Below are 12,795 nucleotides of genomic sequence, written 5' to 3'. Positions count from 1 at the left end.
TCTTCCTCCTGGGGATCTTGGTAGTAGCTTTTATTCTTATCCCTGAGACTCCAATGATTGAAATGCCGGCCCCTGCAGGGTTAACTGTCGAAGCCACTTTCCCGCCGACCTACACGCCGCTCCCACCGCCAACTTTTACCCCCCAGCCCTTTCCTACCGGTGTTCATGGAGGGAGAATTATCTTTACCTGCACACGTGGTGATTATAACCAGATCTGCATGGTCAATCGAGATGGCAGTGGCCTCCTCCAAATTACACACGAGAATATTAATCACTACTACCCTGCATTTTCGCCCAAAGGGGAAGCGATCATTTACGCTTCAAATCAGAGTCGCGGCACATTTGACCTCTACTTGCTTGTCCTCAGCACATCGCAATCTATTGAGCTCACGCATGAGATTGGGAATGTTTTCTCTCCCGATTATTCTCCTGATGGTGAAAAAATCATCTTTGTAAATCGGCCTGCTGAAGAGCCAGCCGGTCTCTGGATCATGGATCATAATGGAGAAAATCCGCGTTTGCTCTATGGCGGACCGAATTATGCCGGCCCAAATACCCTCGTCAGTGCAGCCTGGGCACCGGACGGAAAAAGAATTGCTCTCGCGATGATCGTGGATCAACTTTATGAATACGAAATCTTTATACTGGATGTGGAAAGTGACGAACCGCCACGTCGCGTAACCTATGGCTTGCTGGGTATTACAGGAGGTGTTGACTGGTCCCCGGACGGGCATTACCTGCTCCTCTCCGCTGGCCCGCCACTTGATAAAGATATTTATCGCTACGAAGTTGAGACCGGTATTTTCTCCCAACTCACCTCTGGTGGGAATAATAACTCAGCTACCTATTCCCCCGATGGTAAAAATATTGCTTACAATTCCCTGCGGAATAACGATCAGGCTGATCTCTTTATCATGCTGCCAGATGGGAGCGACGTTCATCAGATCACTGACAACCCCGAACCGGATTGGCAGCCCCAATGGGAACCGTAGTAAAAGTAAATTGATATTTCACTTTATTGATATTCACTAAAACAAGTTGATTTTATCTGAGTCAAACGTCCCGCAGGTTCATGATAAACCTGCGGGACGCTCATAACCAGTTCTCTGTTGTTTTCACTGAGGGTATAATCCCAACATGATCCTCGTTACAGGCGGAACCGGTTTCATCGGGCGGGCCTTGGTCCGTCAACTCGTTGAAGCTGGGCATGAAGTCCGCACCCTTATACGCCCATCACCACATAGCCCGCGTTTGCCAAAAGGTGTGCCTGTTGAAGTGGCGGTTGTTAGTCTCACCGATATACGCGGATTGCGCGCTGCCCTGCGTGGCGTGGATCGGATTTATCATCTTGCGGGGGGGGAGAGTAAAGCAGAGCTTTTTGAAACGGATATTGAAGGGACCAAGACTCTCGTCCAGGTTGCAGACGAAGCAGGTGTCCAGCAGATCATTTTTCTCAGCCACCTCGGTGCTGATAAAGCGTCCGCATTTCCTGTCCTAAAGGCCAAAGGTATCGCCGAGGAACATATCCGCCGTGGTAAAACCCCGCATACGATCATCCGCTCCTCCATCGTCTTTGGCGTTGAGGATAATTTCACAACAGAAATTCTCCGGTTGGTGCGAATTTCCCCCGGCTTTTTGTTTATTCCCAACAAAGGTCAAACACGTTTGCAACCACTCTGGGTAGAAGATTTGGTCACTTCTTTGTTGTGGTCGCTGGATCATCCTGATTTGCAGGATCAAAGTATTGAATTTGGCGGCAGTGAATATTTTACATTGCGGCAGGTTGTCGAAGTGATTCTTTTGGCAACAGGGAAAAAGCGGCTAATCTTTTCAGCCTCAACGCCGATATTACGCGTTTTGACAGTGATCCTCGCGGCCTCTATTCCTAATTTCCCAATTTCTGGTTTTTTTCTCGATTATTTGGCAACCGACCGTACCTGCGAAGCCGACTCTTTGCCGCGCATCTTTGGGCTGATGCCTGCTCGCTTTACCTACAGGCTCGATTATCTTCGCAAAAAGAGCTGGCTTGAAAAATTGCGTGAAAAGCAAGCAAATTTAAAAAAAGCAAACTGAGATTTATGAGATGAAAATGCCCCACTACGGTATTCGTCTTCTTGAAAGCCCTGAAGAAATGCGATTGATCGAAAGGCTGTCAGACGATATTTGGCGCGGTGGCCCATTAGACGTTGTTCCAGCCCATATTATATTGGCCTTTGTCCACAATGGGGGGCTGGCCATCGGTGCCTTTCAAGATGAGGAGATGGTCGGTTTTGTTTTTGGTTTTCCCGGCATATCCAAAATTGGGCAAGAAACCCGGATAAAGCTTTGTTCCCATCAGATGGGCGTCCATCCCGATCACCGAGGTAAAGATCTTGGCTTTATGCTTAAAAAGGCGCAGTGGCAAATGGTGCGCCAGCAGGGGATCGACCAGATCACCTGGACCTATGACCCCCTGCTTAGTAAGAATGCCTATCTCAACATTGCCCGTCTCGGCGCAGTCTGCAATACCTATAAACGTAATGAATATGGCGATATGGTCGATGAACTCAATGCAGGGGTGGCCTCTGATCGCTTTCAGATTGATTGGTGGACCCATACTAAACGAGTCTCTCAACGTCTGGATGAAGAAAACCGGACTGTGCTGGGATTGCGGAATTATCAGCAAGCAGGTATTCAAGTTCCCTATACTCCCGAAACAGACTCCAATTCTGGCTTGTTGAGGCCTCCATCAAAATTTACTTCCCCAAGTGGTAGCCTGGCCCTCGTCGAAATTCCTACCAATTTCCAGACCCTGCGCGAAACCGACATCTCCCTCGCCAGAGACTGGCGCTTCTTTACCCGCGAAATTTTTGAAGAAGGCTTCAGTACTGGTTATCTCGTCACCGATTTTATCTATGATCGCAGCCAGAAATCCCCGCGTGGATTCTATATCCTGACGAAGGGTGAGAGTACGATCTCATAGCAAGTTTTCACAAACAGGAAAAACCATTAACGAGAGGCGAAATGATGAACTGGCATAAAAGTACCCTTGAAATCCGTACATCAGGGAAGGGCCTCCACGAAGTAACTTCCCTGATTGCCAAGCAAATGGATGATTGGCAGGTAGGGGAAGGCATTTGCTATCTCTTTCTGCAACATACCAGCGCATCGCTGCTCATCACTGAAAGCTGGGATCCCTCTGCCCGCGCTGACCTTGAAAGTTTTATGGAACGAATTGCCTCAGAGAATGAGCCGTGGTATACCCACACGCTGGAGGGACCTGATGATGCGACATCCCATATTCGGGCCATGCTGACAGACGTCAGCATTACGATTCCAATTGATTATGGCAAACTCTCTCTGGGGCAATGGCAGGGAGTTTTCCTTTTTGAGCATCGTGACCGTCCACATAACAGGCGGATATTAATGAGAGTCTTGGAAGTGATATAAGATTTATCTTAGAATAAGTAGGATGCGCCAAATAACATTTCTTAATATGGTATCATGCCCGTCAAATATCATGAAAATTATCCGATTAAGGAGTGTGAAATGAAAAAGAATAAGGGAATATTGCGATTTTTTTCTATTCTTGGCATAGTGATTATTGTTGGCGTAGCAGCATTTGGCTACGCCTTCCTGCGTGAGCCAGAGGCGCCTAGTGTAGGGTTGGAAGAGCCTTCGGTGATGCCCGCTACTGAAGTTACTCAAACCAGCGAGGGCCAACCCACGGCTGAAAGTGCCCCCGAAGAAAATATATCTAAGGAGAATTCGCAATCAAGTATCTTTCGGATTGATTCCTCACAATCTGAAGCTCGCTTTACTTTAAATGAGGTATTGGAGGGGCAGCCTACCGTTGTGATTGGCAAGACAAGGCAGGTCACTGGAGAGTTTCGCGTTGAGCCTGATCAATCGCAGGTAGAGGTGGGCGAAATCCTGGTCAATGCACGTGACCTTGCAACGGACAATACCTTCCGTAACCGTGCGATTCACAACAGGATATTGGATAGCAATACTTTTGAGTTCATCAGTTTTGGGCCTACGGATATTATTCTGCTTCCCGATGAGGTCAACATTGGGGAAGAAATTGTCTTCGAGATAGCTGGTGCCCTGACAATCAAGGGCGTGACCCAGCAAGTCATATTCATGGCCAAAATTACACCCATTTCTGAGATGCAGATCGAAGGCCATGCCGAAACCATGTTGGCCTATGCCGATTACGGGATAAAAATTCCTTCTGTTGAGCGTGTGGCAGAGGTGGACGAAGAAGTTCTGCTGGAAATCGATTTTGTTGCTTTAGCGATATCAGAATAACCGCCCAACAAAAAACCCCCGATAATTTCGGGGATTTTTTGTTTTAGTGCTCGTGGTCGTGATTGTGTACATGCCCGTGCTTCATCTCTTCTTCAGTGGGATCGCGTATCGTAATTATTTTTATGGCGAAATGCAATTCCTTTCCCGCCAGTGGATGGTTAAAATTTAGCTCCGCCATATTATTTTCAATTTTATCTATGCGCGCGTAGGCGGGCTCGCCATCTTCGTTCTCAATCTGTATTTCTGTGCCAACCTCAACAGGAATATTCTCGGGAAATTGATTGGCTGGCACTTCCATAAAAGCATCTTCTTCTGTTTCGCCGTAGCCCTCAGCAGGAGAGACTATAACTTCTTTGCTTTCGCCAATTCTCATACCGAGAATTTCTCGTTCCAACCCAGGGATGATATTGCCATGACCCTGTAAAAATTCCAGAGGTTCACGCTCTTCCGAAGAATCGATCACCTTGCTGTCTACTGTTAGACTGTAGTCCATTGCGACAACGAGATCATTTTTTACAACATTTTCTTCGCTCATAAGGATCCTGTAGGGAAAGCTCTCTCAGTTTGCTCTTTGTATCTTTTTGTATTGATATATGGGGGGGATGTTGGAGACGAAATTGTTCATCCATTGTCAAAAGTTCATGGCAGGATTCGAGGTCAGATGGGTTTGAAATCAAAATTTTATTTCTAAAGCCATGAGGTTTGAACTTGACTATCGCCATCCTCTTTTGCACGGTTTAAAGCTTCGCTGGCAAGTTGGAGTTGATCATCAAGAAGAGTAACAGAGCCTGTCATTCTTGTTACAGAGGCAACACCTGCGTTGGATCGCAGTGAGAGATGACCACTTTCTGGAAGGGCAAGCTTTATAGCTGCAATTCCTTCTACAATGCGAATGGCGACTTTTTCGGCATTTATGGCAGATGCTCCAGGCAAAACAACCAGAAATTCGTCAAACGACCAGCGACCGATACCATCGTAGGGACGGAGGCGTTCTTTAATGATCTTGGTGACAGCTTTAAGTGCATCGTCACCCACATGGTTTCCATGCTCATCGTTGATTTTCTTCAGGTCATCAAGACAAAGGAAGACCATGCTGATAGAATCAGAGTAACGCCGGGCGCGTTCCACTTCTCCACGCGCAAATTTATAGATCGCGCGGCGATTTAGTAATCCGGTAAGAACATCCACCATTGTCAGTTTTTCAAGCTTGTTATCAGATTGGATGAGACTATCTTTAAGGGTAAGTAATTTTTGTCCAAGAGCAACACGGGCTTCCAATGTAGTTGGATTAATTGGCTTTGCCAGATAGTCATCGGCGCCAGCGGACTGGCCTTCTACGATATCCTCATCTGTGTTATTGGAAGTGATGAGAAGAATATAAATATATTCTGGAAAGTCTGCGGACCGGATGTTTTTAATTAATTGAATACCGCCCATTCCCGATAAATTCACTCCGGTGATGACAAAGCGAATATTTTCATCTTGCAGAAGCTCCCAGGCGGCCTCCCCGCTATTGGCCAGGACGACTGTATGCCCCAAACGTGTCAGTATTTTTTCGACAATTCGGCGATCTTTTTGTTCGTCATCAACGACCAGAATTTTTTCCATGATAAGGAAATTATACCTTTAATTTTTCTCTAATTTGACAACAATCATTATTCAAGGTTAAATAGGTTCACATTGTAACGGGGAGCCATTATTGGCTGAGAGGAGCGCGTTGCGCTCGACCCGCATTACCTGATCCGGATCATGCCGGCGGAGGGATATTGCGATTTATTAATCAAACATCCTCCCAACGGCGAGGATGTTTTTATGTCCAAGCGCGCGCTTATTTTTATCAATGGTGATTTGCCAGATCTTGATGCTGCCCGTCGTATTCTCGAACCAGACGCTTTCATGATCGCCGTGGATGGTGGAACCCGACACCTCCTTGCCCTTGGTTTGCTACCCTCTGTTGTCATCGGGGATCTCGATTCCCTTGATCCTGCCCATCTCCTTACTCTGGAAAAGAATCATGTTGAGATCATCCAGCATCCAAAGGATAAGGACGAGACTGATCTTGAGCTGGCGCTCAATTATGCCCTTGATCTGGGATACAGAAATATTCGCCTCGTGGCAGCGCTGGGTGGGCGTCTGGACCATACCCTTGGCAACCTGTCCTTATTGACAAACCCTTCCCTTGCCGGGCTGGAACTGCGCATAGAGGACGGGGTCGAGGAAGCCTTCTTTGTCCGGAGGCAAGCCCAAATCCACGGGCGTGCCGGAGAAACTGTGTCCCTCCTCCCCTGGAACGGGGATGTGACTGGCATCCAAACCGAAGGTCTGCGCTGGCCGCTTCGTCACGAAACACTGAAGGCACATAAAACCCGTGGTATCAGCAATGAAATGGTATCTGATGTGGCAAAAATAAGTATCGATTCTGGCTTATTACTATGTATTCACAGTGCTAACTATAAAAAAGAATGAAGGTTATTATGAAAAAAATCAATTTACTCACTTTATTGATCGCTTTGTTGCTCTCCGCCTGCACGTTGACAGCCGAATCTTCTCCAGAAGAGAATCAGTTGGAAAGCGGGTTTGGTGATGATGTCATATTGACAGTGATGACTCATGACTCTTTTGCTCTTAGCGAGAAGGTCATTGAGTTATTTGAAAATGAATCCGGGATCAAGGTGGAGTTTCTTGCCAGCGGCGATACCGGGTCTGCTCTCAATAAGGCAATTCTTACAAAAGAGGCACCCCTGGCAGATGTATTTTATGGTGTGGACAATACTTTCTTATCGCGGGCTTTGGCTGCCGATCTGTTTGAATCCTATGCTGCACCTGGATTGAAAAACATCCCTGAGGAATTCAAGTTCGATCCTGAAAACCGTGCCCTGCCTGTGGATTATGGTGATGTTTGCATTAATTACGACAAAGCCTATTTCGCTGAAAATGATCTGCCTCTTCCGGAGAATTTCGAAGACCTGATGAAACCTGAGTATGCTGAACTGCTGGTTGTGGAAAACCCGGCCATATCTTCACCGGGGCTGGCATTCTTGCTGGCTACAGTGGCTCATTTTGGGCCAGATGGATATCTTGATTTCTGGGCAGCCATGAAAGAAGGCGGAGTTTCAGTAGCCAATAGCTGGGAATCGGCCTATTATACGAATTTCAGTGCCTCATCCGGACGTGGTCCGCAGCCGATGGTTGTCTCCTATGGAACCAGCCCTGCAGCAGAGGTTTATTTTGCTGAAACGGAGCTATCGGAGGCGCCAACCGCCTCAATTCTTGGGCCTGATACCTGCTTCCGCCAAGTAGAATTTATCGGTATCCTGACTGGAACCCAGCAACGAGCCGCGGCCGAAAGATTCGTAGACTTCGTGCTGGATGTGGATTTTCAGGAAGATATTCCCTTGCAGATGTTTGTTTACCCGGTCAATTCTGACGCAGAACTGCCAGAAGTATTCCTGAAACATGCTGAGCTTTCTGATCAACCAGCCACTATTTCCATGGATGAAATCGCGGCAAATCGTGAAGTCTGGATTCAGGCCTGGACGGAGACGGTATTGAAATAATGTCTACCCGCAAAGTAGCGAAGAGCGCTGAGAAAAAGAAAGTTTTTTCTTCGCGTTCTTCACACCTCAGTGTACCCTTTAGGTATCGCGATTCGATTTTGCGCTGGGCTCCCGCCCTCCTGTTCATCTCAATCTTCTTTTTCTACCCCCTCACCAAAATTCTTGGATTGGGGGTAAATTCGTCTGTATTTCTCTCTCCAGAATCTCTGCAAATTGCGCTGGATAGTCTGGGTTTTACGCTCTATCAGGCCGTGTTATCAATGCTGCTGACCCTATTGGTCGGATTACCTGCAGCGTATCTTTTTGCTCGTTACGATTTCCGAGGAAAGGCGCTTTTGCGCGCCCTCACAGCTGTGCCCTTTATGTTGCCAACAGTTGTCGTTGCGGCAGGATTTAATGCCTTGCTTGGACCGCGTGGTTGGCTGAATTTGAGTCTGATGAATCTCCTCGACCTGGATTCTCCGCCGATTAATATTTTATACACTTTAGGCGCAATCCTCCTGGCGCATGTTTTTTATAATACGACCATCGTCATCCGGGTAGTGGGCAACGCGCTCTCCCGTCTTGATCCACGACTGATCGAAGCTTCCCGTCTGCTTGGAGCTGATCCCTGGCGTGCTTTCTGGCGAATTACTTTCCCATTACTTCGTCCATCCATCCTGGCTGCAGCTTTGCTGGTCTTTCTGTTTGACTTCACCAGTTTTGGTGTAATTTTGCTCCTTGGCGGTCCAAAATTCTCCACTCTTGAAGTTGAAATTTATATCCAGACTTTGCAGATGCTTAATTTGCCTGTTGCGGCCCTGCTTTCGATCATTCAATTGCTCTGCACGCTGACTTTTTCCATTCTCTACAGTCGGATGCTGGCGCAGACATCCACCCAGGTTGCTCAACAGGATACCGAATCCCGGCTGCGTCGTTCAAAAAATAAAAGAGAACGCATCTTTATTTTTACAATGATCACCATTCTATTTGCGCTTTTTGTCCTCCCGATGCTTGCTTTACCCCTCCGCTCTGTGAGCCGTCTTGAAGCTGATCGCGGTGACCGCGCCGATCTTCAAACAAGCCTGACGAGCGACTACTATAACGAACTCTTCATCAACCGACGGGGATCGCGTTTCTACGTACCGCCGATCGAGGCTGCACTAAACTCCCTTGAATATGCTGGGATCACGGTTGCGCTCTCATTGCTAATGGGGTTTCCAGTGGCCTCGGCCCTGGCAAAACCCAACCGCATGGATCGTTTTCTTGATCCACTTTTGATGTTGCCCCTTGGGGCATCGGCTGTGACATTGGGACTGGGCTTTATCATTGCCTTTAGCCGCCCCCCGCTGAATTTGATCGCCTCCCCGTGGCTCGTTCCTTTGGCGCATACTATAATAGCATTGCCTTTTGTTATCCGCTCACTCCAGCCCGCGCTGGCCTCTATCCCACAGCGGTATAGGGAAGCGGCTGCCATGCTGGGAGCATCTTCCTTGCGGACCTGGTTTACGGTGGATTTTCCGATTGTCTTTCGAGCGGTGCTCGCCGCGGCGACCTTTGCATTTACCGTTTCCCTGGGAGAGTTCGGTGCGACCTCTCTTTTGGCGCGCCCGGATTTCCCGACCATTCCCACGGCGATCTATCGTTTCCTCTCCCAGCCAGGCGGGTTGAATTATGGTCAGGCAATGGCGATGGCAACGATTTTGATGATTTTGACAACGCTCAGTATTTTCCTGATCGAAAAGTTGCGCTTGCCGGGGAGGGGGGGATGGTAGGGAAAGGGCAACCGGTCGGTCGCCCCTTGGGTATGAAATTATGTTAATTCTTTCTAATATCCACAAATCCTACGAAGGGAAACCCTTACTTAGAGGCATATCCCTTGAAGTTGGTGAGGGCGAAACTATTTGTCTGTTGGGTCCATCAGGCGGTGGGAAAACGACCCTTCTGCGCATCATCGCAGGGTTGGAAAATGCTGAAGAGGGTGAGGTAAACTGGAATGGAAAAGATATCTCTTCTGTGCCGCCGCACAAGCGCAATTTTGGCTTGATCTTTCAGGATTACGCTCTTTTCCCGCATTTGAATGTTTTTGACAACGTCGCTTTTGGTTTGAAAATGCAGAAACTGGGGCGAGAAGAAATTCATCAGCGAGTGATGAAGTCTCTACAGCAGGTTGATTTGATTGGCCTTGAATCACGCGATGTGATTGACCTCTCGGGGGGGGAGCAGCAGCGCGTTGCTTTGGCACGGGCATTGGCACCACGTCCGCATTTACTTTTATTTGATGAACCACTCGGTGCGCTTGACCGTAAATTGCGTGAGTATTTATTAGCGGAATTGCGCAGTATTTTGCAGGAAAGTGGTGTTCCTGCGATTTATGTCACCCACGACCAGGATGAGGCATTTACCCTTGCTGATCGTGTCATGTTGCTTCATAATGGTGAAATCGTCCAGCGTGGTACACCTGCGGAGGTGTATGCACGTCCCCATTCGGGGTGGGTGGCTGAGTTTTTGGGTGCAGGAAATGTGGTTCAGGGGAAGATATTGAAGGACGGACTCGTGGAGACGATCTTTGGAACTGTGAAGATGCCTGTTGAAGAGAGGCAAGCCGAGGGCTCGCCCGTAACGTTATTAATCCGTCCTCGGGATGTGCGTATTGGTAATTTGTCGTCTCCGTTACGCGGAACTGTGAAGGATGTCGTTTTTCAGCAGGATCGATTTAAGGTGGTGCTGAAAGGTGGGTTTTATTTTTATCTCTCCGATCCTGTTAATGTGGGTGAAGAAATCGGGTTGAAGATCGAGATGGGTAAAATCCAGCGTTTAGCTGAATAAAAAGAGCTTCCATACGGAAGCTCTTTGGTTTTTGAAATAGTACAAAGTGAAATATTTAGCCAACGCCCAGGAGAGCATCTCCGTTTATCCAGAGCCAATAACCGCCACCGCCAAAAATAACGAGACAGCAGCATAATACAATAGCAACAATGCCAACGATCAGCCAGACATTGGATTTCTTTTTTTCTTCATCGGGTGGGGGAGCGATATTATCGTACATTTTAGAGCCTCCAGGAATTGATTGAATTAGTATGCAAATGAGTCAAGTACGGGGATTGATATGCCCATGGCGAGCATGACAAGAACGACGCAGATACATAATGCCGATGGAATTAGTTGCAAATAACCCATAACAAGCCCGGCAGTAGCCATACCATCACCAGCCAACCGCCCCATGCTTTCGCGGATCTCGCGTTTTGCCATATGTCCGGTGATGATGGCCGCTAATGAACCGAGTAGGGGTGCAATCGTCCAGCCGAGGATGCCAGCGATCATGCTGATCGTTGCCAGAGTGCTGTTGGGCGTTGGCGGGGGGATTTGTTGATAAGGTTGTTGAGTCATATCTCTTCTCCTTTTGATAAAGCCATTAGGCTGGTTTTACGGCGTTAGCTTTGCGCCATTTCCACCAAATATAGGTGGTTGTCAGCAGTATAAGAATGATACCAATAATTATCGGAATCAGGATTGCCAAAATGGACAGGAACGTGGAAATAATATCCTCAGCGATGCTGACGGGCGTGTTCGCTGCTCCGCCGGTGGTGGCTGTGAGCGCAGGCCGCACAGCAATAGACTTGACCGAATGCACGCTTCCGGCAACGAGTAACCCCATTCCCATGGAGAGGATCGGGCTCATATCGGTGATTACCTTGGCACTGGCGGCAAAGGCGATTGCCCCGGCAACCGGACGGACAAAGGTTTGGATGATATCGTTGATATGATTCACGGCTGGAACCTTATCAGCGAAGAATTCGATTGTTCCGAGAACGATCAGGGCACCAATGATCCACCAACTGGTGAGCGTATCCCAGGGAGATTGAAGTTTGATCAGATCAGTAAATCTTGCGAGGAGGGAGACCACGAGCAGGGGAATATAGGCGTTCAATCCTGCACTTGCGGATAGCCCAAAGGCCGAGAAGATGCCGGTTAGGAGTTCCATTTATTAGTCCTTTTGTATTTAAAACTGACCGCCAAGACGCGGAGAAGGCCAAACTTCTTTTTTTATCGCCAGGTTTTTAGGTAAATAGCCTTGGCGTCCTGGCGGTTAAAAAAGAGCACTCCGTTTATCCCAAGGGAAAGGCTCCCCAGGTGCCAGTCAGGCGCAGGCGGAGTAAATCAATGACAAGGAGCATGATCAAAGCGAGAGTCAGGCCGGCGGTGAGTGCCAGCCACATTTCCCGGATGGATGTGAAGGTGTTTTCCTGCCTCATCACCATCATCCAGACCACACTAAAGATCAGGGTAAGTAAGGTGACCACACCCAGTACGCTGATGAAGGCTATTGGATAGAGGGCAATGGGGGATTCGGAAAGAATTGCGAGATCGATAAGAAGCATGGTCCCGATGAGCAAGCCGAGGTCACGCCATGAGCCCAGCGCGGGACGCGCATCCACTTCTTTCCACGCGGTCTGGTTGAAGGCGGCGTAGAGGACGGCGCCCATCCCCATCCCCATCCCACTGCCGGTGAGTAGACGAAGGATATTATTTGGGATATAGATATTGGGGATTTGTGGGAATGCCCCCGGATAGGTCTGCTTGATTAAATAGAGATAGGAATTTGAGCCATCGATAGCCCAAATCAGAAAAAAGGCCCCGAGGGTAAGGATGATCTTTTTGGGGGGCATCCCACTCCGCTTGCTTCCGATGATAGAGAGGAAGATGAGCGTAACAGCTGCACTGGTGAAGGTGCCGGTATCGCGGGCGCACATGGGGAGTTGGCGTTCGCCGATATGGAAAGACCGCTCGCTGATGCGATGACAGATGGCATAACCAACGCCATCTGCTTTGCCAAGGAGACCGGGTGGGGTAATATATACATAGGCACCTATGGCGAGCAGTGCCGCAAGAGGAACGATCCATTTTACAATTTTCTGCATGACGGGTTGATTATAGAGGTTTTATAGGGTAATTGCAAGAAAAATAT

The 12,795-nt window shown here is 48.3% G+C and carries 15 protein-coding genes and 1 riboswitch; of the genes, 9 read left to right on the top strand and 6 right to left on the bottom strand.

Annotation, left to right across the window (positions count from 1 at the left end; translation table 11 throughout):
• The 5 genes from AC3DOM_RS01390 to AC3DOM_RS01370 form a co-directional block, all read left to right on the top strand.
• Nucleotides 1-992: TolB family protein (locus tag AC3DOM_RS01390; protein WP_487917231.1), on the top strand; the 992-nt coding region annotated here is incomplete at its 5' end.
• Nucleotides 993-1,137: 145 nt separating this feature from the next.
• Nucleotides 1,138-2,073: an SDR family oxidoreductase gene (locus AC3DOM_RS01385; RefSeq protein WP_487917230.1), complete on the top strand. Its 936-nt coding sequence runs from the start codon at nt 1,138-1,140 to the stop codon at nt 2,071-2,073.
• A 16-nt stretch (nt 2,074-2,089) separates the two neighbouring features.
• Complete coding sequence (locus AC3DOM_RS01380) at nt 2,090-2,962, top strand: hypothetical protein (protein WP_487917229.1); 873 nt, start codon at nt 2,090-2,092, stop codon at nt 2,960-2,962.
• Nucleotides 2,963-3,006: 44 nt separating this feature from the next.
• Nucleotides 3,007-3,429 carry a secondary thiamine-phosphate synthase enzyme YjbQ gene (locus AC3DOM_RS01375; RefSeq protein ID WP_487917228.1) on the top strand — a complete coding sequence of 141 codons (423 nt, stop codon included), beginning with the start codon at nt 3,007-3,009 and terminating at the stop codon, nt 3,427-3,429.
• 99 nt (nt 3,430-3,528) lie between these two features.
• The gene (locus tag AC3DOM_RS01370; RefSeq protein WP_487917227.1) at nt 3,529-4,290 is read left to right on the top strand and encodes a YceI family protein; all 762 of its coding nucleotides are present in this window, start codon (nt 3,529-3,531) and stop codon (nt 4,288-4,290) included.
• Nucleotides 4,291-4,333: 43 nt separating this feature from the next.
• Here the strand turns inward: AC3DOM_RS01370 and AC3DOM_RS01365 are convergent, their stop codons facing one another.
• Both AC3DOM_RS01365 and AC3DOM_RS01360 read right to left on the bottom strand, forming a co-directional pair.
• Nucleotides 4,334-4,825 carry an FKBP-type peptidyl-prolyl cis-trans isomerase gene (locus AC3DOM_RS01365; RefSeq protein WP_487917226.1) on the bottom strand — a complete coding sequence of 164 codons (492 nt, stop codon included), beginning with the start codon at nt 4,823-4,825 and terminating at the stop codon, nt 4,334-4,336.
• A gap of 152 nt (nt 4,826-4,977) precedes the next feature.
• The gene (locus AC3DOM_RS01360; protein ID WP_487917225.1) at nt 4,978-5,898 is read right to left on the bottom strand and encodes a GGDEF domain-containing response regulator; all 921 of its coding nucleotides are present in this window, start codon (nt 5,896-5,898) and stop codon (nt 4,978-4,980) included.
• A gap of 68 nt (nt 5,899-5,966) precedes the next feature.
• Nucleotides 5,967-6,071, top strand: a riboswitch (TPP riboswitch).
• 31 nt (nt 6,072-6,102) lie between these two features.
• On the opposite strand from AC3DOM_RS01360, the gene AC3DOM_RS01355 reads away from it, so the two are divergent.
• The 4 genes from AC3DOM_RS01355 to AC3DOM_RS01340 are packed head-to-tail and all read left to right on the top strand — an operon-like array spanning nt 6,103 to nt 10,655.
• Nucleotides 6,103-6,756 carry a thiamine diphosphokinase gene (locus AC3DOM_RS01355; RefSeq protein ID WP_487917224.1) on the top strand — a complete coding sequence of 218 codons (654 nt, stop codon included), beginning with the start codon at nt 6,103-6,105 and terminating at the stop codon, nt 6,754-6,756.
• 8 nt (nt 6,757-6,764) lie between these two features.
• The gene (locus AC3DOM_RS01350; protein ID WP_487917223.1) at nt 6,765-7,847 is read left to right on the top strand and encodes a thiamine ABC transporter substrate-binding protein; all 1,083 of its coding nucleotides are present in this window, start codon (nt 6,765-6,767) and stop codon (nt 7,845-7,847) included.
• Nucleotides 7,847-9,601, top strand: coding sequence for an ABC transporter permease (locus AC3DOM_RS01345; protein WP_487917222.1), 1,755 nt, complete (start codon nt 7,847-7,849; stop codon nt 9,599-9,601). The genes AC3DOM_RS01350 and AC3DOM_RS01345 overlap by 1 nt, the downstream gene beginning before the upstream one ends.
• 40 nt (nt 9,602-9,641) lie before the next feature.
• Nucleotides 9,642-10,655 carry an ABC transporter ATP-binding protein gene (locus AC3DOM_RS01340; protein WP_487917221.1) on the top strand — a complete coding sequence of 338 codons (1,014 nt, stop codon included), beginning with the start codon at nt 9,642-9,644 and terminating at the stop codon, nt 10,653-10,655.
• Nucleotides 10,656-10,710: 55 nt separating this feature from the next.
• Here AC3DOM_RS01340 and AC3DOM_RS01335 read toward each other — a convergent pair whose 3' ends face one another.
• The 4 genes from AC3DOM_RS01335 to AC3DOM_RS01320 all read right to left on the bottom strand — a co-directional run bounded on the left by AC3DOM_RS01335 (nt 10,711) and on the right by AC3DOM_RS01320 (nt 12,748).
• Entirely contained in the window at nt 10,711-10,875 is a 165-nt protein-coding gene (locus AC3DOM_RS01335) for a hypothetical protein (protein WP_487917220.1), read from the bottom strand.
• Between the two features lie 26 nt (nt 10,876-10,901).
• Complete coding sequence (locus AC3DOM_RS01330; RefSeq protein ID WP_487917219.1) at nt 10,902-11,216, bottom strand: DUF4190 domain-containing protein; 315 nt, start codon at nt 11,214-11,216, stop codon at nt 10,902-10,904.
• Nucleotides 11,217-11,241: 25 nt separating this feature from the next.
• Nucleotides 11,242-11,811, bottom strand: a complete 570-nt coding sequence (locus AC3DOM_RS01325; RefSeq protein ID WP_487917218.1) for a DUF4126 domain-containing protein — start codon at nt 11,809-11,811, stop codon at nt 11,242-11,244.
• A gap of 124 nt (nt 11,812-11,935) precedes the next feature.
• Nucleotides 11,936-12,748, bottom strand: coding sequence for a DUF2085 domain-containing protein (locus AC3DOM_RS01320; RefSeq protein ID WP_487917217.1), 813 nt, complete (start codon nt 12,746-12,748; stop codon nt 11,936-11,938).
• Between the last annotated feature and the right edge of the window lie 47 nt (nt 12,749-12,795).

The sequence above is a fragment of the Candidatus Desulfolinea nitratireducens genome (assembly GCF_982879505.1).
This window is presented reverse-complemented; position numbering and strand designations above follow the sequence as displayed.

Excerpts from the sequence above, each read along its gene's own strand:
- AC3DOM_RS01385 (WP_487917230.1), top strand. The coding sequence starts at position 1,138 with ATGATCCTCGTTACAGGCGGAACCGGTTTCATCGGGCGGGCCTTGGTC.
- AC3DOM_RS01380 (WP_487917229.1), top strand. The coding sequence starts at position 2,090 with ATGCCCCACTACGGTATTCGTCTTCTTGAAAGCCCTGAAGAAATGCGA.
- AC3DOM_RS01375 (WP_487917228.1), top strand. The coding sequence starts at position 3,007 with ATGAACTGGCATAAAAGTACCCTTGAAATCCGTACATCAGGGAAGGGC.
- AC3DOM_RS01370 (WP_487917227.1), top strand. The coding sequence starts at position 3,529 with ATGAAAAAGAATAAGGGAATATTGCGATTTTTTTCTATTCTTGGCATA.
- AC3DOM_RS01365 (WP_487917226.1), bottom strand. The coding sequence starts at position 4,825 with ATGAGCGAAGAAAATGTTGTAAAAAATGATCTCGTTGTCGCAATGGAC.
- AC3DOM_RS01360 (WP_487917225.1), bottom strand. The coding sequence starts at position 5,898 with ATGGAAAAAATTCTGGTCGTTGATGACGAACAAAAAGATCGCCGAATT.
- AC3DOM_RS01355 (WP_487917224.1), top strand. The coding sequence starts at position 6,103 with ATGTCCAAGCGCGCGCTTATTTTTATCAATGGTGATTTGCCAGATCTT.
- AC3DOM_RS01350 (WP_487917223.1), top strand. The coding sequence starts at position 6,765 with ATGAAAAAAATCAATTTACTCACTTTATTGATCGCTTTGTTGCTCTCC.
- AC3DOM_RS01345 (WP_487917222.1), top strand. The coding sequence starts at position 7,847 with ATGTCTACCCGCAAAGTAGCGAAGAGCGCTGAGAAAAAGAAAGTTTTT.
- AC3DOM_RS01340 (WP_487917221.1), top strand. The coding sequence starts at position 9,642 with ATGTTAATTCTTTCTAATATCCACAAATCCTACGAAGGGAAACCCTTA.
- AC3DOM_RS01335 (WP_487917220.1), bottom strand. The coding sequence starts at position 10,875 with ATGTACGATAATATCGCTCCCCCACCCGATGAAGAAAAAAAGAAATCC.
- AC3DOM_RS01330 (WP_487917219.1), bottom strand. The coding sequence starts at position 11,216 with ATGACTCAACAACCTTATCAACAAATCCCCCCGCCAACGCCCAACAGC.
- AC3DOM_RS01325 (WP_487917218.1), bottom strand. The coding sequence starts at position 11,811 with ATGGAACTCCTAACCGGCATCTTCTCGGCCTTTGGGCTATCCGCAAGT.
- AC3DOM_RS01320 (WP_487917217.1), bottom strand. The coding sequence starts at position 12,748 with ATGCAGAAAATTGTAAAATGGATCGTTCCTCTTGCGGCACTGCTCGCC.